At 62.4% G+C, this 21,278-nt stretch carries 15 protein-coding genes; 5 read left to right on the forward strand and 10 right to left on the reverse strand.

Going from position 1 to position 21,278, the window contains the following annotated elements; translation table 11 throughout:
- The gene (locus QD280_RS12880; RefSeq protein WP_192838585.1) at positions 1-1,110 is read right to left on the reverse strand and encodes a hybrid-cluster NAD(P)-dependent oxidoreductase; all 1,110 of its coding nucleotides are present in this window, start codon (positions 1,108-1,110) and stop codon (positions 1-3) included.
- Between the two features lie 618 nt (positions 1,111-1,728).
- Between QD280_RS12880 and QD280_RS12885 the strand changes: the two genes are divergently transcribed.
- Positions 1,729-3,012 carry an aromatic ring-hydroxylating dioxygenase subunit alpha gene (locus QD280_RS12885; RefSeq protein WP_279834379.1) on the forward strand — a complete coding sequence of 428 codons (1,284 nt, stop codon included), beginning with the start codon at positions 1,729-1,731 and terminating at the stop codon, positions 3,010-3,012.
- A 148-nt stretch (positions 3,013-3,160) separates the two neighbouring features.
- Here the strand turns inward: QD280_RS12885 and cyoE are convergent, their stop codons facing one another.
- From cyoE to cyoA, 5 genes are read right to left on the reverse strand one after another with little or no spacing between them, the layout of a single operon-like run.
- Entirely contained in the window at positions 3,161-4,015 is an 855-nt protein-coding gene (gene cyoE, locus QD280_RS12890) for a heme o synthase (protein ID WP_043333143.1), read from the reverse strand.
- A 13-nt stretch (positions 4,016-4,028) separates the two neighbouring features.
- A complete protein-coding gene (cyoD, locus tag QD280_RS12895) occupies positions 4,029-4,358 on the reverse strand; it encodes a cytochrome o ubiquinol oxidase subunit IV (RefSeq protein WP_054555337.1) in 330 nt (109 codons plus the stop codon).
- On the reverse strand, positions 4,355-4,981 hold the full coding sequence (gene cyoC / locus QD280_RS12900) for a cytochrome o ubiquinol oxidase subunit III (RefSeq protein ID WP_054555336.1): 627 nt from the start codon (positions 4,979-4,981) through the stop codon (positions 4,355-4,357). The genes cyoD and cyoC overlap by 4 nt, the downstream gene beginning before the upstream one ends.
- Positions 4,982-4,983: 2 nt before the next feature.
- The gene (cyoB, locus tag QD280_RS12905) at positions 4,984-6,993 is read right to left on the reverse strand and encodes a cytochrome o ubiquinol oxidase subunit I (RefSeq protein WP_054555335.1); all 2,010 of its coding nucleotides are present in this window, start codon (positions 6,991-6,993) and stop codon (positions 4,984-4,986) included.
- 3 nt (positions 6,994-6,996) lie between these two features.
- Positions 6,997-7,980 carry a ubiquinol oxidase subunit II gene (cyoA, locus tag QD280_RS12910; RefSeq protein ID WP_054555334.1) on the reverse strand — a complete coding sequence of 328 codons (984 nt, stop codon included), beginning with the start codon at positions 7,978-7,980 and terminating at the stop codon, positions 6,997-6,999.
- A 1,475-nt stretch (positions 7,981-9,455) separates the two neighbouring features.
- Here cyoA and QD280_RS12915 point away from each other — a divergent pair.
- Entirely contained in the window at positions 9,456-10,085 is a 630-nt protein-coding gene (locus tag QD280_RS12915; protein ID WP_279839543.1) for a flavin reductase family protein, read from the forward strand.
- A gap of 232 nt (positions 10,086-10,317) precedes the next feature.
- Entirely contained in the window at positions 10,318-11,898 is a 1,581-nt protein-coding gene (locus tag QD280_RS12920) for a BCCT family transporter (protein ID WP_279839545.1), read from the forward strand.
- 124 nt (positions 11,899-12,022) lie between these two features.
- Here the strand turns inward: QD280_RS12920 and QD280_RS12925 are convergent, their stop codons facing one another.
- The 3 genes from QD280_RS12925 to QD280_RS12935 form a co-directional block, all read right to left on the reverse strand.
- On the reverse strand, positions 12,023-12,262 hold the full coding sequence (locus tag QD280_RS12925) for a hypothetical protein (protein WP_043333148.1): 240 nt from the start codon (positions 12,260-12,262) through the stop codon (positions 12,023-12,025).
- 261 nt (positions 12,263-12,523) lie between these two features.
- The gene (locus QD280_RS12930; protein WP_279839546.1) at positions 12,524-15,550 is read right to left on the reverse strand and encodes a molybdopterin-dependent oxidoreductase; all 3,027 of its coding nucleotides are present in this window, start codon (positions 15,548-15,550) and stop codon (positions 12,524-12,526) included.
- Complete coding sequence (locus QD280_RS12935; RefSeq protein ID WP_279839548.1) at positions 15,547-17,310, reverse strand: NADH-ubiquinone oxidoreductase-F iron-sulfur binding region domain-containing protein; 1,764 nt, start codon at positions 17,308-17,310, stop codon at positions 15,547-15,549. Before QD280_RS12935 ends, QD280_RS12930 begins: the two co-directional genes overlap by 4 nt.
- A gap of 536 nt (positions 17,311-17,846) precedes the next feature.
- On the opposite strand from QD280_RS12935, the gene QD280_RS12940 reads away from it, so the two are divergent.
- On the forward strand, positions 17,847-19,436 hold the full coding sequence (locus tag QD280_RS12940; RefSeq protein WP_279839550.1) for a BCCT family transporter: 1,590 nt from the start codon (positions 17,847-17,849) through the stop codon (positions 19,434-19,436).
- A 183-nt stretch (positions 19,437-19,619) separates the two neighbouring features.
- Here QD280_RS12940 and QD280_RS12945 read toward each other — a convergent pair whose 3' ends face one another.
- Positions 19,620-20,012 (reverse strand): DUF4168 domain-containing protein, encoded by a 393-nt coding sequence (locus QD280_RS12945; RefSeq protein ID WP_043333741.1) that lies wholly within the window; start codon positions 20,010-20,012, stop codon positions 19,620-19,622.
- Between the two features lie 543 nt (positions 20,013-20,555).
- On the opposite strand from QD280_RS12945, the gene QD280_RS12950 reads away from it, so the two are divergent.
- On the forward strand, positions 20,556-21,257 hold the full coding sequence (locus QD280_RS12950; RefSeq protein WP_279839551.1) for a DUF4174 domain-containing protein: 702 nt from the start codon (positions 20,556-20,558) through the stop codon (positions 21,255-21,257).
- Positions 21,258-21,278 lie beyond the last annotated feature (21 nt).

A 21,278-nucleotide genomic window follows, 5' to 3' on the forward strand; every position in this document is an offset into this window, starting at 1 on the left:
TCAGTAATCGATCACCACATCGCCATTGGGCACACTGCAGCAGGACAGGATGAAGCCTTCGGCGACGTCTTCATCGGTGATGCCGCCGTTGTGTTCCATCTCGACCTCGCCCGCGACCTTCTGCACCCGGCAGGTGCCGCAGATGCCCATGCCGCAGGCCTTGGGAATATGCAGGCCGAGCTTGGCGGCGGCGGCGTGGACGGTCTCGCCCGGGGCGATCTGCACCGACTTGCCGGTGGCGGAGAACTCGACCCGCGTGAGATCGGAGCGGTCCAGCTCATCGGCCAGCACCTCGGCCTGTTCGGCCTGCTCGATGGCCTCTTCCTCGACATCGACCGGCGTGGCACCGAAGGACTCCTCGTGATAGCGACTCATGTCGAAGCCGTGGCTGCGCAGCAGATGCTTGACCGCATTCATGTAGGGCGTGGGGCCACAGCAGAAGATCTCGCGCTCCATGAAGTCCGGCGCGATCATCTCGAGCATCGCGTCGGTGAGATAGCCGCGATAGCCGGACCAGGTCTGGCCGGTCTCGAAGCGCTCACAGATGACGTGCATGTTGAACTCCGGCACGCGGGAATCCATGAACTCGAGCTGACGCCAGAAGATGATGTCGCGCGGGCTGCGCGCACTGTGCACGAAGGAGATGTCCACATTGGCATTGGTATCGAAGTACCAGCGCGCCATCGACATCAAGGGCGTGATGCCCACGCCACCGGACAGCATCAGAATGCGCTCCGCCGGGTAGTCGATGCAGTTGAAGTTGCCGACCGGGCCGTGTACCGCCAGCACATCGCCTTCATTGAGGTTGTCGTGCAGCCAGTTGGAGACCAGCCCGCCCGGCACGCGCTTGACGGTGATCGAGAAGCTGTAGGGCACCGACGGTGAGCTGGAGATGGTGTAGGAGCGCATGATCTGCTGGGCATCGATCTCGAGCTCCAGGGTCACGAACTGCCCCGGCTTGAAGAAGAACATCACCGGCTGTTCGGCCATGAAACAGAAGGTGCGAACGTCCCAGGTTTCCTGAATGACCTTCACGCAGCGCACGCTATGTCGACCGTTGGTCCAGGTCTGCGTCGTAACTGGATTGAAGTTGCTGAGAGTGGTGCTCATGAAGGCCTCGCTGGGCATGTTGTTCTTGGAGACATGTTCGTGAAGAGACAGTGTCAGGCCACCCTGCGCTGCGTGCGCGGCCAACGGTGGGACATGCTCAGGATTGTCGAGTCAGTGCCCGGCAAGCATTTATCCGTGCACGACAGAAACATGCCCGATCACTCCAATCACGCCCCGCAGCGCCCTGCCCCCGCCTCATCGCTACGTCTGTCTGTGCCTCAAAACCCCTGCGCAGACGACCGGCGTCGGAAATACATCATTGAGCGTCGCCATCAGACATAAGTCGCGACTTGACCTCAGCCACACTGCGATCCATGCGTGGCAATGCCACTCAGATGTCATGCGGGCTGCCTGAACTTCCACGCTGACTATCCTGTCGAGCGAGCGGAACTCTGCCTGCGCCGCCCTCGACACCCGAACCGACCAGGACGGGATGACACACCGCGCGATGCATCGGCACTCCCTCATGGGGCCCCGATGTCGCCCCGCGGTGCTGCCCGGCAATGGTCTGTTCACTCGTTCCCTCTGTCCCGGCTTCACAACAACAATGATCAGCACACTCACTCAACCCAAGGCGACCCTGCTCCCGGCGCCTACCGACCGTGCGAGGACACCGCGATGAGCGACTTACTGGAACACGCTCAGGATCAGCAGCGTCAGGCGGTACGCGAGGCCGCCGCGCGGCTTCTAGAGGCCCGCAGTCCCGGCTACACCCTGCCCCAGCCCTTCTACAACGATCAGCGCCTGTTCGATCTCGACATGAAGGAGATCTTCGAGCGCGAGTGGCTGTTTGCCGGCCTCAGCAGCGAGATCCCGCTCAAGGGCAACTTCATGACCATGGATGTGGGCAACAGCCCGATCATCATCGTGCGCGGTGACAACGGGGCCATCCATGCCTTCCATAACGTCTGTCGTCATCGCGGGTCCCGCCTGTGCAGCACCGAGCGTGGCAAGGTCGCCAAGCTGGTGTGCGGCTATCACAAGTGGACCTATGAGCTGGATGGTCGCCTGCTGTTCGCCGGTTCCGACATGGGCACCACCTTTGATACCAGTGAATACGGCCTGCATCCCGTCCACGTGCGCTCAGCCGGTGGCATGCTGTTCATCAACCTCGCCGAGCAGCCCGAGAACTGCGAGCCGTTCTTCAAGACGCTGGAGTTCTACCTCAAGCCCTACGACATGGAGAACGTCAAGGTCGCGGCCAGCTCCTCCATCATCGAGGAAGGCAACTGGAAGCTGGTGATCGAGAACAATCGCGAGTGCTATCACTGCGATGGCTCCCACCCGGAGCTGCTCAACACCCTGCAGGAATTCGATGACACCGATGACCCGCGTGCCACCGATGCCTACAAGGCGCTGGTCGCGAAGAAGCAGGCCGACTGGGATGCCGAGAAGGTGCCCTATCAGCTGGTGCGCTTCGGTCGCCGCAATCGCATGACGCGCACGCCGCTGCTGGAAGGCACCGTCTCGATGACCACGGACGGCACTCCAGCATGCAAGAAGCTGTTGGGACGCCTGCAAAGCCCCGACATGGGCTCGCTGCGCATCCTCAACCTGCCCAATTCCTGGAACCACTTCATGGGCGATCACGCCGTGGTCTTCCAGGTCGACCCGATCGGCCCCCTCAAGACCCGCGTGACCACCAAATGGCTGGTGCACAAGGACGCGGTGGAAGGTGTCGACTACGACCTGGCGAAGCTGCGCAAGGTGTGGGATGCCACCAATGATCAGGACCGTCAGCTGGTGGAAGAGAACCAGCGCGGCGTCAACTCCAGCGCCTATCAGCCCGGCCCCTATTCGGCGACCTTCGAGTTCGGCGTCGTCGACTTCGTCGACTGGTATGCCGAGCGCATGCAGGAAGCGCTCAAGGAACAGCAGGAGCCGCATCTGCAGCTGGCCTGAGGGCTTGAGTCCTTGAGTCCTCGAAACCTGAGATTCTGAAAGACAGGCAAGAAAAAACCCGCCACCGGCAAGCCGGTGGCGGGTTTTTTTTGGCTTTCACCCGGGCAACACGCCGAAGGCGGGTCACCCGAGAGGTACTACGGCTGGATTACAGCTGCGTGTCCAGGCTCATCATCAGGCTGAGCGCCATGACGATGATGATGGAGAAGCCGAACAGCTTGCGTGCCCAGGAGGCATCAGGCTGATCCTTGAGGCGCCAGGCGGCCAGATACAGCCACCAGCCACCCGTGACGGTCGCGACTACCAGATACCAGATGCCGGTATATCCCCACAGTGTCAGCAACAGCGACACCGGGATGAAGCCGGCAATGTACCCCGTCACTACACGCTTGGCATGCTCCATGCCTCGCGCTACCGGGAGTACCGGAATATTGGCGGCCCGATAGTCATCGACACGAAACATGGCAATCGCATAGGAATGCGGCATCTGCCACATGCTGAAGATGATCAACAGCAGCAGCGCCCCCATGTCCGCCTGACCGGTGACGGCCAGGTAGCCGACCACTGGCGGCGCAGCGCCGGACAGTGAGCCGATGAGGGTGCCATACACCGAACCACGCTTGAGCCACATGCTGTAGGCCCCGACGTAGATCACGAAGCCCAGCCCCACGGCGATCATCGCCATGAGATTGGTCATCGCGGCCAGAAGCCAGAAGCCTGCAAGGCCCAGCACGCTGCCGAAGACGAAGGCCCCCTTCAGCGAGATGTCGCCCTGCACCAGAGCACGGCCCTGGGTACGCGCCATGTGGCGGTCGATATCGCGATCGATGCAGTTGTTGAACACACAGCCTGAGGCCACGATCAACGCCACCCCGACCAGGGTGGCGATGAACAGCGCCCAATCCACCTCACCACCGGAAGCGAGAAAGAAGCCGCCGCTGACGGTGATCAGGTTGCCGAAGATAATGCCCGGCTTGGTGGTACGCAGGTAGTCCTTGATCATCAGGCTCACGCTATCAGATGGGCATCATGTTCTGATTCAGCTCGATCATGATCCACATGGAACCACCAACGACGATTGCCACGATCACCAGGGTGAACAGCATGGCCATGACATTCCAGCTCTGCTCCTTGGAGCCGTCCAGGTGCAGGAAGAAGTACAGCTGCACGAAGACCTGAGCGATGGCGAAACCGTAGATGGCCCAGATCACGCCGACACCCGGATCGTCCATCATCATCACCATCCCGAACGGGATGATGGTCAGGATGATGGAGAGAATCAGACCGGTCACGTACTGCTTGACGCTGCCGTGATTGTCGTTGTGGTCGTTGTTGGAATGGCTCATAGCATCACTCCTGTGAGATAGACGACGGTGAAGACGCAGATCCAGATGACGTCCAGGAAGTGCCAGAACAGGCTGAGCATCATCAGACGACCGCGATGCACTTCCGTCAGGCCTTTCTGCTTGACCTGGAAGATCAGCAGCGCCATCCAGATCAGACCGACGGTCACGTGCAGACCGTGGGTGCCGACCAGGGTGAAGAAGGCAGACAGGAACGCGGACTTGTCCGGACCATGGCCGTTCACGATCAGGTGGTGGAACTCATAGATTTCCATCGCGATGAAGCCTGCGCCACAGGCGAAGGTGATCATCAGCCACTTGATCACCGCGGAGCTGTCTCCGCGGTTCATGCCCAGCATCGCCAGGCCGTAGGTGAAGCTCGAGGCCAGCAGCAGCGCGGTCTCGACCAGCACGAAGTCCAGCTCGAAGATCTCGGCGCCCGTCGGGCCACCGGCATACGCCTGGCTCAGTACCACATAGCCCGCGAACAGCATCGCGAACAGGATGCAGTCGCTCAGCAGATAGAGCCAGAAACCGAAGACCTTCAGGCCGTTGGTATCGTGATGCTCGTGATCGTCATGGGCGTCATGCGCCCCATCGTGAGATGTCATTGCATTATTCGCCATGATTACCCCTGAACCACTGTGTCGTTAGGTGTGCGGGCGCTGGGCAGGGCGCGACGCTCGCGACCCTCACGCTCGACACGCTCCACTTCCTCGACGGACACGTAGTAGTCGATGTCGTAGTTGAAGGAGCGCACGATGAAGGTGGCGATCATACCGACCAGCCCGACCACGGCCATCCACCAGATGTGCCAGATCAGTGCGAAACCGAACACCAGGCTGAAGGCGGAGATGATGACGCCAGCAGCGGCGTTGCGCGGCATGTGGATCGGCGCATAAGGCTTCTTGGCCTCCTGCTCGATGCCACGTTCCTTCATTTCCCAGAACTCGTCGAGCTCGGAAACCTGCGGCTCGTGAGCGAAATTGTAGAACGGTGCCGGTGAAGTGGTGCTCCACTCCAGGGTACGACCGCCCCAGATATCGCCAGTGGTGTCCTGCAGCTGCTTGCGGTTCTTGATGCTGACCGCGATCTGGATCACGGTGCAGGCGATACCGATCATGATCAGGCAGGCACCGATGAAGGCGACGACCAGGTACGGCACCCACAGCGGGTTGTCGACGTGCTGCAGACGACGGGTCATGCCCATGAAGCCGAGGATGTACAGCGGCATGAAGGCGAGGTAGAAGCCAGTGATCCAGAACCAGAAGGAACGCTTGCCCCATTTCTCGCACAGCATGAAGCCGGTCGCTTTCGGGAACCAGTAAGTGATACCGGCCATCGCACCGAAGACCACGCCGCCGATGATGACGTTGTGGAAGTGAGCGATCAGGAACAGCGAGTTGTGCAGTACGTAGTTGGCGCCCGGAACGGCCAGCAGAACGCCGGTCATGCCACCGATGGTGAAGGTGACGATGAAGCCCAGGGTCCACAGCACCGGAGAGGTCATTTCGACGCGACCGCGGTACATGGTGAACAGCCAGTTGAAGATCTTCACACCTGTCGGGATCGAGATGATCATCGTCGCGATACCGAAGAAGGCGTTCACGTCAGCGCCGGCACCCATGGTGAAGAAGTGGTGCAGCCAGACGATGAACGACAGGACGGTAATGACGAGAGTCGCCCACACCAGCGAGGTGTAACCGAACAGCTTCTTCTTGGAGAAGGTGGAGATGACTTCGGAGAACACACCGAAGACCGGCAGCACCAGGATGTACACCTCAGGATGGCCCCAGGCCCAGATGAGGTTGACGTACATCATCATGTTTCCACCAAGGTCATTGGTGAAGAAGTGGAAGTCGAGGTAGCGATCGAGCGTCAGCATCGCGATGGTAGCGGTCAGAATCGGGAAGGCCGCGACGATCAGGACGTTGGCGCACAGTGCGGTCCAGGTGAACACCGGCATCTTCATCAGGGACATGCCCGGCGCACGCATCTTGAGGATGGTGGCGATGAAGTTGACACCTGTCAGCAGGGTACCGACACCGGAGATCTGCAATGACCAGATCCAGTAATCCACCCCGACCCCGGGACTGTAATTGGCCCCCGACAACGGCGGATAGGCCAGCCAACCGGTCTTGGCGAACTCACCCAGACCCAGAGAGATGTTGACCAGCAGCGCGCCGACCACGAACAGCCAGAAGCTGAGCGAGTTCAGGAACGGGAAGGCCACGTCACGTGCGCCGATCTGCAGCGGCACGACAACGTTGATCAGACCGATGACCAGCGGCATCGCCACGAAGAAGATCATGATCACGCCGTGGGCTGTGAAGATCTGGTCGTAGTGATCCGGGGGCAGATAGCCGTGCCCGCCGGTGGACGCCAGCATCTGCTGGGAACGCATCATGATCGCATCGGAGAAACCACGGATCAGCATCACCAACGCGACGATGATGTACATCATGCCGATCTTCTTGTGATCGACAGAGGTGAACCACTCATTCCACAGGTAGGCCCACTTTTTCTTTACCGTGATGAAGCCGAACAGGGCTGCACCACCGAGGATTACCGCCGCAAGCACGATCATGACGATCGGCTCGTGATACGGAACAGCCTCTATTGTGAGTTTTCCAAGCATTGCTTATTCCTCGGTTGCCATCGCAGATTCAGCGTGACCAGAAGCGTCATGATCGGACATGCCGTGTTCGGCGCTGTCGTGATGCATTCCACCCTTCTTCATGTGGCGCATCTGATCATCGCTCATGCCCAGCTCCATGCCGTCCATGTAGGGCGCCATGATCTGCTCATACAGGTTCGGCTTGACCTGACCATAGAAGGTCGGGGCGACGTCCTCGCTCGGCTCCTTGAGAGCGGCAAGACCAGCGTCATCCAGCACCTTGCTGCTGCCGCGTGCCTTCTCGATCCAGGCGTCGAAGTCGCCTTCGCTCATGACATGCGCCTTGAAGTGCATGTCCGCGAAGCCGGCGCCGCTATAGCTGGCAGAGATACCGTCGTAGGTACCCACTTCACTGCCGATCAGGTGCAGACGGTTTTCCATCCCCGCCATTGCATAGATCTGGCTACCGAGCTGCGGGACGAAGAACGAGTTCATCACCGTGTCGGATGTGATGTGGAAGCGAACCTGACGATCCACCGGCATGGCCAGTTCATTGACCGTCGCGATCCCCTGCTCCGGATAGATGAACAACCACTTCCAGTCCATGGACACGACCTGCACCTCGATCGGCTCACCGCCGTCGACGATCTCGGCACGCGGGTCCAGCTCGTGCGTGCTCTTCCAGGTCAGGATGCCCAGAGCGAGGATGATCAGGCACGGAATGCCCCAGACCACGATCTCGATCTTGGTGGAATGCGCCCAGTTGGGCGTGTAGGTCGCCTTGCTCTGCTTGGTATCGCGATAGCGCCAGGCGAACCACAGCGTCATGAAGATGACCGGGATAACAACCACGAGCATCAGGTAGGTAGCAGTCAGGATCAGCGACTTTTCGGATTCACCGATAGGCCCCTTGGGATCGAAGAGTACGGCGTCACAGCCGGACAGCATCAATAATCCCGCGAGGATAGGGAGTCCCCGCAGAGCCCCCCGCATTAGGCTTTTTCTCATCTCACGACCTCGTTGGAACACGCCATGGCGTCATGACGAGCCCACATGTGGAACACAGCGTTCGAAGAAATGACCAACAGGAAGCCGTCGATCTTTCGAACGAAATCAGAAGATTTCCCGCAGGCGGGCACAGGATAGAGAAAAGACAGGGGGGCTGACTACGGGGCAGGATGACGCACCAGGGGCCACATGCGGATGACTTCGGCCATCCGGTGCGCGCCAATCATGCCTTGAGCGGCATGAGTTCTCTCACGCTCGAGGGAGGTTAAGGCAGCGGGATCGGGTGGGGAAGCCGACACTCACGGCGATGATGTCGCGACAGCGCATGCCTTGCAGGGCCAGACAGCTCGTCATTCACCGGCCTTCTCCGCGATGCCAGCCCCCCTGCCCTGCTTGATGATGCCCGTGAGAATCACGACCTTGTCGCGCCACAATTCAGTGCATCCCCGCAGATGTCCTCGCCATCGGCGCACCAGGTGGCGTCGAAGCAACCACTACCGCCACACGATACTGCGCAACAAAAACCCAGCAAATGGCCACCACTTGAAATTAAATGCCAAAAAATGTGCCAACGAGCCTTTCAAAAGTTGCTGAAGTACTCCCCCAACCCGGGCGAGAGAGGCATTTTCCCGACATGATACTTGCATGAGGCCGGCGTTCATTGACGAGAAAACATGCATCATTATCGATCATGACCTGACAGGTAAATGCACCATGATGCGTCTCACATGATGCTGGCATTCCCGATCAACAGGGGACGCTTTTTCGCAACCTTGGCATACCATTCCCATGATCAATGCCGAACCAAATGGCCTGATGACTGTCATTTTCCGCCATTCATTTACGCGGAATCACCACCTTTCTGCCAGATGACGCCCGGCCCGCCATCATAAAAAATACACAAATAAACACACACCAGAAACTATCTGGTTACCAATTTTGCACAAAAATCCGGTTTCCCGCCCCCATTGTGTGACTTGAGTCAGACAAGGAATGAACTCGACCGCGGCGTCAGGAACAACATCCTCGAAAAAGGTCAAGACCTGCGACAATTGACCACACCAAAAATAGGGACAATGATCTGGGAGAATTTCCCGGGGCCTTTTCCACGCCCAGCGGCCACACAGGCCACTCTTCATCAGCACCACCGGCCTGTGGTCAGGCGCGATTCGCGTTCCCCATCAGCGATGATTCGCGGCCGCCACTCGCCGCGATGGGCAGATTCTCGAGCTCTCGGTCTAGCGGGCTCTTGGCTTGCCGGGTCTCTTGGCTTATCGGGCTCTGGGCCTGGCTGGCTCTCACTCTCTCCAATGTCAGGGCCGTGCGACATGCTGCCTGAGCGGGTCGAGAGCCATGCCCTGTGACGGCAGCTCTGCAATGACAGCTCTGCGACGAAAGCTCTACAGCTACAGCTCTGCAATGACAGCTCTGCAACGACAGCTCTACAACAACAGCCCTGCAACGAGAGCCCTACCATGACTGCCTCCTCGACCACGCATTCCCTCATCGCCGCCGACCAGCTTCCCGCAGGCATCCTCTATCGCCTGTTCTCGGGCAGCATCGCGCCCCGGCCGATCGCCTGGGTCTCGACCATCGACGCGGCAGGCAACACCAACCTCGCCCCCTTCTCGTTCTTCACCATCGCCAGCATCAATCCGCCGGTGCTCGCCTTCAGCCCGCTGCGCAATGGCGAAGGCAAGACCAAGGACACCCTCAACAACCTCGGGCAGGTCGCGGAGTGCGTCATTCACATCGGTGGCGAGGCGATGAGCGAGGCGCTCAATCTTACCAGCGCCAGTCTCGCCGCCGACGAGGATGAGTTCACCCACGCGGGTCTGAACAAGGTGACCATGCCGCCGCTTGCGGTCCCGCGCGTGGAGGGCGCCCCGATCGCCTTCGGCTGTCGACTGCGCGACATCATCTCGTTCGGTGATCAGCCGCTGGCCGGTTCACTGGTGCTGGCCGAGGTGGTGGTGATGCATGCCGACGAAGCGGTCTGGGATGGGCGGCATGTCGACAATGAGGTGCTGCGTGCCATCGGGCGCATGGCCGGCAGTGACTATGCACGCACGGATAGCCTGTTCAGCCTACAGCGCCCCGAATGACTTTCCGGCAAGGAAAAGAAATCCATAAACCTTAATACAATCAATGCCTTTCAGCGCACGACAAGGATGACTCAAGGTTTGACGCCGTCATCTGCAACTGGCAGAAAGGCGCATGTTGCACAAGGCTTCAGACCAAGGTCTGAACGCTTCCACCAGGCGGGACAAGGTCCCTCATTCTGACTCGAGATGCCCACAGGAGCGGCTATCGAAAGAAAACATACGAGGTAACTCCATGTCATCGAATCCGTATGTGACGGATTACCAGATCGGTCAGGACAATGTTCAGCGACTCGGGCTGGATGTCCACAAGCCGGTCTTCACCATCAGTGCGCTGCTGATCGTAGGCTTCATCCTGTTCACGCTGCTGATGCCCGCGTCGGCCGAGTCGGCACTGGGCGGCGCCAAGGCATGGTCCATCACCCATGGTGATTGGCTGTTCATGCTCTCCAGCAACTTCTTCATCCTGTTCTGCCTGCTGCTGGTCCTGCACCCGGTCAGCCGCCTGCGTCTGGGCGGACGCGACGCCAAGCCGGAATTCAGCCGGATGGCCTGGTTCGCGATGCTGTTCGCGGCCGGCATGGGCACCGGCCTGATGTTCTGGGGGGTCGCCGAGCCAGTGGCGTACTACACCGACTGGTCAGGCACGCCACTGAATGCGCCACCGCGCACGCCGGAAGGCGCAACGGCGGCACTCTCGGCCACCGTCTTCCACTACGGGCTTCACCCGTGGGCCATGTATGCCGTGATCGGCCTGTCGCTGGCCTTCTTCGCCTACAACAAGGGCCTGCCGCTGACGCTGCGCTCGGTGTTCTACCCCTTGCTGGGTGAACGTGTATGGGGCTGGAGCGGCCATATCATCGATATCGTCGCGGTGCTCGCCACCCTGTTCGGCCTTGCCACCTCTCTGGGGCTGGGCGCGGCACAGGCGGCCTCGGGGCTGGACCATCTGTTCGGCATCGGCGATGGGCTGGTCAGTCAGATCGGCGTGATCGTGGCGGTCACGCTCGCGGCCATCTACTCGGTGAGTCGCGGTCTGGATGGCGGCGTCAAACGCCTCTCCAATCTCAACATGATGCTGGCCGCGCTGCTGGTGGTGTTCCTGTTCATCGTCGGCCCGACCATGGACATCATCACCGGACTCGGCACCACCAGCGTCGGCTATCTGGAATATCTGCTGCCGCTCTCCAACTGGATCGATCGCCCCGACGAAGGCTGGTTCCATAGCTGGACCATCTTCTACTGGGCCTGGTGGATTTCCTGGTCGCCGTTCGTCGGCATGTTCATCGCACGTATCTCACGCGGACGCAGCGTGCGCGAATTCGTCACCGCCGTGCTGGTGGTACCGACACTGGTCACCATCGTGTGGATGACCGTCTTCGGCGGCACCGCACTGGAAGAGGTGCGAGCCGCCGGCAGCGAGCTGGCCCAGGGCATCGACACTCCCTCGATGGCCATGTTCCAGATGTTCGACAGCCTGCCGCTGTCCTCCATCACCTCCTGCGTCGCCATCGTGCTGGTGCTGGTGTTCTTCGTGACCTCCTCCGACTCCGGCTCGCTGGTGATCGATTCCATCACCGCCGGTGGCAAGCAGGATGCCCCGACGCGCCAGCGCATCTTCTGGGCAGCGGCCGGCGGCCTGATCGCCTGTGCCCTGCTGTATGGCGGCGGCAGCACCGCACTGAGTGCACTGCAGGCGGGCGCCATCTCCACGGGGCTGCCCTTCACGGTGGTGCTGCTGGTGATGTGCTTCTCGCTGTTCCGCGGTCTGCGCTGGGAAAAACGCGAGTACGACCGCGCCAACGCATCGACCTGAGCCACTGCGCGCAGTGAAAAGAGGCGAGTGAGCACCCACGCAAAAGGGCCTGTCAGTCGACAGGCCCTTTTGTTCATCTGGCAATCAGTGTCAGCGCGCGGCGTACAATCTTCCCGGAGCGCGCCTAGCGCAGCCCCGGCAGCAGATACTTGTCCAGCGCCTGGCGCACCGATGGCAGCAGGATATCGGAGTGCATCACCAGCTCGCGCACCAGTTCCTGCAGGCCCGGCACGCCCACCTCGGCATGCTTTCTGAGTGCCATGCGCGCGCAGGTATCCGCGCAGGCATGCTCGGAAATCTGCACGCCCAGCGCCACCAGCCGCTCACGAAAGTCTTCGTGATCAATCAGCTCCACGATCATCATCGTCATTCTCCTTGCTCGCTGACGGCGGGCATTGTCATTGGTATTGACCCACTCTGTTCTGAGCATAGCCCTTGTGAGGATAGCCGAAATGCGCGGCGGGCTGTCTCCGACATTCTGGTCAGACCGGGGCGCCCTCTGCGTGCCTGCCCACGCCACTGGCGTAGGCATTTGCGTCAGGCGCGTCTGGCTCGGTTGCGGTCTATTGCCTCGAGCTATCCGCTCGGTTCAGCCCGCTTGCCATGTCCACCTCACATGTCCGCTTCAGCTCTCCACACCCGCCGAGGCGGGTTCGGCTCTGGCCAGACGGCAGGCGGCGTACTTGAACTCGGGAATCTTGCCCACCGGATCAAGCGCCGGATTGGTCAACAGGTTGGCGGCGGCCTCGGCGTAGCAGAATGGCACGAAGACCATGCCGGCCGGCGTCAGCGGATCGGCACGGGTGGCAAGAGTGATCTGGCCACGTCGCGTGGTGATCGAGAGCGGCTCGCCCGGCGTGATGCCTAGGCGCTCCAGCTCCACCGGATTGAGTGTGGCCACGGCGGCCGGCTCGAGATCATCGAGCACCGTCGCGCGGCGCGTCATCGAGCCGGTATGCCAGTGCTCCAGCTGGCGCCCGGTGGTCAACACCGTCGGGTAGTCAGCATCCAGCGTCTCATCCGGCGGCGTGGGCCAGGTGGGCACGAAGCGGGCACGGCCGCTGGCGCGCGGGAAGCCCTCGCCGAACACCACATCCTCGCCCTCGCCTCCCGGCGTCAGGCACGGGTAGGTCACCGAGTTCTCCTCGGAGAGCCGCGCCCAGTCGATGTTGTCGAGGGAATCCATGCCCTTTTGCATCTCGGCGTAGATCTCCTCCGGCCCGGCGTAATCCCAGTCAAGCCCCATGCGCCGCGCCAGCTGCTGGGTGATCCACCAGTCCGGCTTGGCCTCGCCCGGGGCGCGCAGTGCCGCCCGCCCACGCTGCACCTGCCGGTTGGTATTGGTGACGCTGCCGTCCTTCTCCGGCCAGGCGTACGAAGGCAGCACCACATCGGCGAACTGCGCCGTCTCGGTGACGAAGATGTCCTGCACCACCAGGTGCTCCAGATGCGCCAGCGCGCTGCGCGCATGCTCGAGATCCGGGTCCGACATCGCCGGATTCTCGCCGAGAATGTACATGCCGCGGATCTGATCGGCGTGGATGGCGTGCATGATCTCCACCACCGTCAGGCCCGGCGTCGCCGAGAGCGGGGTCTGCCACAACGCTTCCAGTCGCTCGCGCGCCGCCGTGTCGCCCACCGGCTGATAGTCGGGGAACACCATCGGAATCATCCCGGCATCCGAGGCACCCTGGACGTTGTTCTGGCCGCGTAGCGGGTGCAGGCCGGTGCCTTCACGCCCGACATGACCACACACCAGCGCCAGCGCGATCAGGCAGCGCGCATTGTCGGTGCCGTGGGTGTGCTGCGAGATGCCCATGCCCCAGAAGATCATCGCGCGCCTGGCGGTCGCATACTCGCGGGCCACGGCGCGAATCTCTTCTGCCGCCACGCCACACAGCGGCGACATCGCCTCCGGTGTCAGCGCCGCGACATGCTCCGCCAGCGCGGCGAAATCCTCGGTATGCGCCTCGATATAGGCCTGATTGGCCAGCCCCTCGCTGATGATGACGTTGAGCATGGCATTGAACAGCGCCACGTCCGCCCCCGGCGTGAACTGGATCGAGCGATGCGCCTGACGACGCAGCGCCAGCGCGCGCGGGTCGATCACCACGATGCGCGTGCCACGCTTGGCGGCGCGCTTGAAGAAGGTCGCCGCCACCGGATGATTGACGCCCGGGTTGCAGCCGGTCAGCACGATCAGATCGGACTGCTCGGCCTGCATGAAGGAGGCGCTCACGCCGCCCGAGCCGACGCCTTCCATCAGCGCCGCCACCGAGCTTGCATGACACAGGCGCGTGCAGTGATCGACATGGTTGGAGCCGAAGCCGGTGCGCACCAGCTTCTGGAACAGCCACGCCTCCTCGTTGGTGCACTTGGCGCTGCCGAAGCCCGCCAGGCTGTCGGGGCCATGCGCGCGCTTGAGGCGCATGAGCCCCTCGGCCGCGACCTCGAGGGCCTCGTCCCAGCTGGCCTCACGGAAGTGGGTCAGCGGGTGGGCGGGGTCAAAGTTCGCATCCAGCCCCTTGGCCACGCCGTCACGGCGGATCAGGGGGCGGATCAGACGCTCCGGATGGCGCGGATAATCGAAGCCGAAGCGCCCCTTCACGCACAGCCGGCCATGGTTGGAGGGCCCATCGCGGCCACTGACCGCGATGATGTTGTCCAGCCGCGTATCCGCGACGCGCTGTCGGCGCTTGTCAGTCTTGAGGGAGTCGCCGTCCGCCACGCTCTGCTGGGCATCCGCCAGGGTCGCGACCGGTTGCCCCTCGGCACTCAACGCCTCGCCGCTGCCACGGCTGACCTGATACTCCAGCTGACAGCCCACGCCGCAGTACGGGCAGATGGAGGCGACGCGCTCATCGACGGCGGCGCTGTCGCCGAAGCCCTGCTCATCCACCTGGGTGGCGGGCATCAGGGCGCCGGTCGGGCAGGCCTGCACGCACTCGCCACAGGCGACGCAGGTGCTGTCGCCCATCGGGTCCTCGAGATCGAACACGATGCGCGTATTGCTGCCGCGCCCCGCCAGCCCGATCACGTCATTGACCTGCACCTCGCGACAGGCGCGCACGCACAGGCCGCAGCTGATACAGGCATCATGATTGACCGCCATCGCGGTATGGGAGTGATCGAGAGCGCTGGCCTGCTCCGGCAACCACTCCTCCACGGTCTCCCCCAGCCACTCGCGGACCGTCTCGCGGGCGCCGCCCAGGGTTTCGCGCGCGTGCCCGACATCCACCGCCAGCAGCTCGGCCATCGCCATGAAGTGACTGCTGACATCGGGATTGTGCGCCTCGGCGGGCATGTCGGCGGCGAGCAGCTCCACCACCATCGCGCGCGCCTCGCCGGCACGCCGTGAACTGGCACTGCGCACCACCATGCCCGCCCGCGCCTCACGGATGCAGCTGGCAGCGAGAGTGCGCTCGCCATCGATCTCGACCATGCAGGCGCGACAGTTGCCATCGCCGCGATAATCCGGCGCTTCGCTGTAGCAGAGGTGGGGAATCGTCTCGCCGGCACGCTTGGCGATCTTCCATAGCGTCTCGCCGGGATAGGCCGTCACCTCGGCGCCATCCAGCGTGATGGTGAAGCCATCCTCACGCAGCGGCTGATCATCCGAGGAAGAATTGCCCAACCCTGTCAGCGCATTCATGCCTCACCTCCCGTGGCGTCAGCCGCATGGCTCGTGGCGATCAAGCGCACCCCGCTGCTGGCGAGGGTCTCCCGGAAGTCCCTGAGCAGGCCGAGCACCGGATTGGGCGCGGCCTGACCGAGCCCGCAGATCGAGGCGTCCATCATCACCTGCGACAAGCGCGTCAGCAGCGTCTCATCCCACTCATCGCCGCTGAGCACCGCCAGCATCTGGCGCGTGCCGACACGACACGGCGTGCACTGGCCGCAGGACTCGTCCATGAAGAAGCTCATCAGATTGCGCGCCACCGCCGCCAGGTCGTCCTTATCCGACAGCACCACCACCGCGGCCGAGCCGATGAAGCAGCCGTGGGCCTGCAGGGTGTCAAAGTCCAGCGGCAGGTCCGCCTTGCTGGCCGGCAGAATGCCGCCGGAAGCCCCGCCGGGCAGATAGGCACGCAGGCGATGGCCGTCGGCCATGCCGCCGCCGTATTCATCGACCAGCTCGCTGAGCGTGATGCCGGCCGGTGCCAGATACATGCCCGGGCGTCTGACGCGCCCGGAGAGCGAGAAGCTGCGCAGCCCCTGACGTCCCTGACGCCCGGCCGCGACGTAGTGGTCATGGCCTTCGCGATGGAGCCGCGCGATCCAATAGACCGTCTCGACGTTGTTGACCAAGGTCGGGCGACCGAACAGCCCGCACTGGGCCACGAAGGGCGGCCGCTGACGCGGCTTGCCAGGCTTGCCTTCCAGCGACTCGATCAGCGCCGATTCCTCGCCACAGATATAGGCGCCGGCGCCACGCCGCAGCTGGATATAGCCCGGCGCGACGAGGCCTGCGGCTTCCAGCTCCGCGATGCAGTCGCGCAGCACCTCATTCAGGGTCGGGTATTCGTCGCGCAGATAGAGGTAGAGCGCCTCGGCCTCGATGGCATGCGCACTGGCCAGCGCGCCCTCGAGGAAGGTGTGCGGCTCACGCTCCAGATAGCAGCGGTCCTTGAAGGTGCCGGGCTCGCCTTCATCGGCGTTGATCACGCAATAGCGCGGCCCCGCCTCGGCACGCACGAAGCCCCACTTGCGAAACGTCGGGAAGCCCGCCCCGCCCAGGCCACGCAGACCGGCCTGCTCGATCATCTGCGCCAGGTCCTCGATGCTGACCTCACCGCCATCCAGCGCGGCGAGCAGACCATAGCCGCCACTGGCGCGATATTCCGCCAGCCGCGGATAGTCGAGACTCGCAGCCGGCGCGGCATGCACATGGCCTTCGGCAAGCGCCGCCGTGACGCCTTCCACGCTGGCGTGGCCGAGATGGTAATGCCCGACCTCCGCCACCGGCGCACTGTCGCAGCGCCCCATGCAGGGCGCACGCAGCACGCGCACCTGTTCGGGGTCCAGCCCCGAGGCGAGACCGGCGCGCAAGGCTTCGGAGCCGGCCAGCTGACAGGACAGCGAATCACAGACGCGCACGGTCAGTGCCGCGGGCGGCGTCTCGCCATCGCGAACCACGGTGAAATGGGCATAGAAGGTGGCCGTCTCGTAGACCTCGGCCATCGGCAGGCGCATCCACTCGGCCAGCGCGCGCAGATGGGCCAGCGTCAGGTAGCCGACCTCATCATTGAGCACATGCAGATATTCGAGCAGAAGGTCACGCTGCGCCGGGGCATCGCCCAGCAGGCGCTGTACCTCGGCCCAGGCCTCGGCATCCAGCGGACGGCCGCGCAACTGGCTGCGCGAACGGCGGCGAGCGACAGGTGTCGGCTCGGTCAGGGTCTCAGGCGTCATGGCGGCACCACGGTATTGTTATTGGGCAGGAGCAGGCAAGTACTGGCGTATCGCGCGAGGAGTGAAGTCTCGGGCGCGAAAGTGGTGCGCGGTCAGGGAGTACGCACCACTTTCCTTCACTGTAGATCGCAATCTACAAAGCGGGCACACCTGCGACAACCGCTCTGAGCGCTGAATCGCCCCCTATGTCAGTCACGCATATGCCGGCGTCGTATCCAGCTAACTCGCTCTCGCCCAGCCCTCACACAATCACGAGGGCCTGGCGCAGCATGCCTGGCACGACGCGCTGTCGTGGCTGGCTGATAAATCTGTCGCAAGCCGGCCCACTCGACGATTCGTCCGTGTCCTGATGAGGCAGCGACCGTCGAGGGTCTTCGTCACCGAGGGATATTCCTGATCGCCATTGCACTGGGGATCCGTGCCATCCCGGGTGACAGCACTCCCTGCCCTGCACTGGCGTCATCCGCTCCAATGGCTCCTTCAGCACCACCCGCTCCTCACAGGTGGCAACACCAATAACAATATGAGGTAACTCCATGGCTTCGAACCCGTACGACACGGATTACGAGATAGGCCGGGACAACGTCCAACCGCTGGGCCTTGATATCCACAACCCAGTCTTCGCGATCAGCGCCGTGCTGATCGTCGGCTTCATTCTCTTCACGCTGCTATTGCCCGAGCAGGCCGAAGTGGTACTTGGCGGTGCCAAGGCCTGGTCCATCTCGAATGGCGACTGGCTCTTCATGCTCTCAAGCAACGTCTTCGTGCTGTTCTGCCTGTTCTTGATCGTGCATCCGGTCAGCCGGCTGCGCCTTGGCGGCAGCAAGGCCCGACCGGACTTCTCGACCCTGGCCTGGTTCTCGATGCTGTTCGCCGCCGGCATGGGCACCGGCCTGATGTTCTGGGGCGTGGCAGAACCCGTCGCCTACTACACCGACTGGTACGGTACGCCACTCAATGCCGCACCACGCACTCCCGCCGGCGCCGAGACCGCACTGGCCGCCACCGTCTATCACTATGGATTGCATCCGTGGGCCATGTACGCCGTGGTCGGTCTGTCACTGGCCTTCTTTACCTACAACAAGGGCCTGCCGCTGACGATGCGCTCGGCCTTTTTCCCGATTCTCGGTGAACGCACCTGGGGCTGGGCGGGACACATCATCGATATCCTCGCCGTGCTGGCGACCATCTTCGGTCTGGCGACATCACTGGGGCTGGGGGCGGCGCAGGCCGCGTCAGGGCTCGATCATCTGTTCGGCATCGGTGCGGGTCTGCCCAGCCAGATCGCCATCATCGTGGCAGTGACACTGGTCGCGATATTCTCGGTCAGCCGCGGCCTGGATGGCGGCGTCAAGGTGCTCTCGAACTTCAACATGATCCTGGCCGCCGCACTGGTCGCCTTCATCATCGTCGTCGGCCCGACGCTCGCCATCTTCACTGGCCTGCCCACCACTGCCATGCACTACGTGGAATATCTGATCCCGCTCTCGAACTGGATCGATCGCCCCGATGAAAGCTGGTTCCACGGCTGGACCGTCTTCTACTGGGCATGGTGGATCTCCTGGTCACCGTTCGTCGGCATGTTCATCGCGCGCGTCTCACGCGGACGTACCGTACGCGAGTTCGTCACCGCCGTACTGGTCGTCCCGACGCTGGTGGGCATCGTGTGGATGACCGTCTTCGGCGGCACGGCGCTGGAACAGGCCATCGACGGCGTCGGCGCGCTGGCCAACGGTATCGACTCACCGTCGATGGCCATGTTCCAGATGTTCGAGAACCTGCCGCTGTCCAGCGTGACCTCCTTGATCGCCATCGTGCTGGTACTGGTGTTCTTCGTGACCTCGTCCGACTCGGGCTCGCTGGTGATCGACTCCATCACCGCCGGTGGCAAGATCGATGCCCCGACCAGCCAGCGCATGTTCTGGGCAGCGATGGGCGGCCTGATCGCCTGCGCCCTGCTCTACGGCGGCGGCAGCACCGCACTGGGCTCGCTGCAGGCGGGTGCCATCGCCACGGGGCTGCCGTTCACGCTGGTACTGCTGGTGATGTGCTATTCGCTGTTCCGTGGCCTGATGCAGGAAAAGAAGGCACAGGACATGCTCATTCGTCCGGTCGCCGGCGCCTGACATGCGGCGCTGACCATAGCTTTACTGACCAAAGCTTTACTGACCAAAGCTTTACTGACCAAAGCTTTACTGACCAAGGCGGTACTGACTGACAGGCCGCAGGACATGGGCACAAAAAAACGCCGCCCCCGGCAACCGGGGGCGGCGTTTTCATTGGATGACCCGAACGTCATCCAGGCGAGATCAGGAGTTTTCCTGAGCCAGCTTCTGCACCTTCTTCATCAGGTCCGGGTCGTTCTGGACCGCTTGACCGATGGAGTTGAAGGTGGCGACTTCCAGACCGGAGTCTTCGACAGCGCTGACCATCTCGTCGTTGGCTTCCTGACGCACGCTCTGCTTGGCAGTCTCGTCGTCGGCTTTCTGCAGCTTGCCGGCGAATTCCTGAGAGATGCGTGCGATGTCCTGAGAGGCCGCAGCGAACTGTTCCAGCTGAGCGTCAGTGAAATCGCCAGCCTGAGCCTGTGCCGCCTGGGCAGTAGACTGACCCTGGGCCGGTGCGTCAGCAGCGAACGCCGGTGCCGACATCATGCCCGCGGAAATCAGGGCAGCCGTCATGTATGCAGTCATCCGTTTCATTGCAGCCTCCAGCAGTGATCAATAAGTGTTTGCCCTAACTCAGACGGGCCTGACGACAGGATGTTCATTTTTTCATGCAACTCTTTGAAAACATTCTGTATCGCCAGAGTTACATGAGTCGCAGATCAGCAACGTAAAAACCGCGGGGCCGCGCATGGCGGGCATCATGACGGCTGGACGCGCATACAGCTTGCACCACGATTGTGAAAATATCTGCAGCAAGACGCGTGAAGTCTACCCGCCATGCACTCGACCCGCCCTCGATACAGACATGCCTCTGCGCTCGCTACGCGCTCTAGCAAGGCATGTCACCTGCTGCCGCCGCTATCGGCATGTCGCCACTGGCCTTTTCACAGGCTGAATGAGGGCGGCATGTCGTGAAGTACCACATAAATCGCGCGCCAACGGGCAGCAAACTCTCGGCGACTGTCTTAGTCTTGAAGGAGAGGCTGTCATCCCGGGTGTGCCATTCTCCTGTGCAACCTGCTTCTGCAGCCCAGGCTGGCTAGCCCAGCTCATAAAATTCGTTGCCGGAGGACTGCCATGTCCATGCACATACTGCCCGCGCTGCCTCGACGGCTCTCGCATCACAGGCTGACGCCGGGCCTGATGAGCCTCTTGTTGCTGGCCCTGCTGCCGGCCCTGCTGCTGAGCTCGCCGGTGCATGCCATCAGCCTGCTGGATTCGGACGCCGACCTGAACGCGCCCGCCGAGACATCCACTGGCGCACCACCGCCCCCGACCTCACCGGACACCGCGGAGACCACCATGACCGCCGCCAATGTCGACCCCGCCGCCAACCCGCTGCTGGGCGAGACCTGGAACCGACGCTCGCTGGTGCTGATCGCACCGGATGAGCAGGACCGGGACCTCGAGCGTCAGCGCGAGGAACTGCGTGCCACGCGTGGCGAGATGCAGCAACGCGACATGACGCTCTATACGCTGATGGGCACGCGCGGCATCCACGATGGCGTGCCGATGAGCTTCGAGGAGGTGCGTGCCCTGCGCGATGCCATGCAATTGCGCGAGGGCGCGCCCTTCACCGTCATTCTGATGGGCAAGGACGGCGGCAAGAAGATGCAGCAGGAAGGCTTCGTCTCCCCCGACCAGATCTATCAGGTGATCGACAACATGCCGATGCGCCAGCGCGAAGCCAGTCAGGCAGCGCGCAAGCCCCCCCAGGGCACCGACGAGCACACCTCGCCCGACCCCTTGAACGATGAGGACTGGCAGTGGGAGGAGTGACCTTTCTGTGAGAAACGACCT

The sequence above is a fragment of the Cobetia sp. 1AS1 genome, assembly GCF_029846435.1.
GTDB lineage: Bacteria > Pseudomonadota > Gammaproteobacteria > Pseudomonadales > Halomonadaceae > Cobetia > Cobetia amphilecti.

Excerpts from the sequence above, each read along its gene's own strand:
- cyoA (WP_054555334.1), bottom strand. The coding sequence starts at position 7,980 with ATGAGAAAAAGCCTAATGCGGGGGGCTCTGCGGGGACTCCCTATCCTC.
- QD280_RS12925 (WP_043333148.1), bottom strand. The coding sequence starts at position 12,262 with ATGATGATCGTGGAGCTGATTGATCACGAAGACTTTCGTGAGCGGCTG.
- QD280_RS12950 (WP_279839551.1), top strand. The coding sequence starts at position 20,556 with ATGTCCATGCACATACTGCCCGCGCTGCCTCGACGGCTCTCGCATCAC.
- cyoB (WP_054555335.1), bottom strand. The coding sequence starts at position 6,993 with ATGCTTGGAAAACTCACAATAGAGGCTGTTCCGTATCACGAGCCGATC.
- QD280_RS12940 (WP_279839550.1), top strand. The coding sequence starts at position 17,847 with ATGGCTTCGAACCCGTACGACACGGATTACGAGATAGGCCGGGACAAC.
- cyoD (WP_054555337.1), bottom strand. The coding sequence starts at position 4,358 with ATGAGCCATTCCAACAACGACCACAACGACAATCACGGCAGCGTCAAG.
- QD280_RS12935 (WP_279839548.1), bottom strand. The coding sequence starts at position 17,310 with ATGACGCCTGAGACCCTGACCGAGCCGACACCTGTCGCTCGCCGCCGT.
- QD280_RS12915 (WP_279839543.1), top strand. The coding sequence starts at position 9,456 with ATGACTGCCTCCTCGACCACGCATTCCCTCATCGCCGCCGACCAGCTT.
- QD280_RS12880 (WP_192838585.1), bottom strand. The coding sequence starts at position 1,110 with ATGAGCACCACTCTCAGCAACTTCAATCCAGTTACGACGCAGACCTGG.
- QD280_RS12920 (WP_279839545.1), top strand. The coding sequence starts at position 10,318 with ATGTCATCGAATCCGTATGTGACGGATTACCAGATCGGTCAGGACAAT.
- QD280_RS12885 (WP_279834379.1), top strand. The coding sequence starts at position 1,729 with ATGAGCGACTTACTGGAACACGCTCAGGATCAGCAGCGTCAGGCGGTA.
- QD280_RS12930 (WP_279839546.1), bottom strand. The coding sequence starts at position 15,550 with ATGAATGCGCTGACAGGGTTGGGCAATTCTTCCTCGGATGATCAGCCG.
- cyoE (WP_043333143.1), bottom strand. The coding sequence starts at position 4,015 with ATGATCAAGGACTACCTGCGTACCACCAAGCCGGGCATTATCTTCGGC.
- QD280_RS12945 (WP_043333741.1), bottom strand. The coding sequence starts at position 20,012 with ATGAAACGGATGACTGCATACATGACGGCTGCCCTGATTTCCGCGGGC.
- cyoC (WP_054555336.1), bottom strand. The coding sequence starts at position 4,981 with ATGGCGAATAATGCAATGACATCTCACGATGGGGCGCATGACGCCCAT.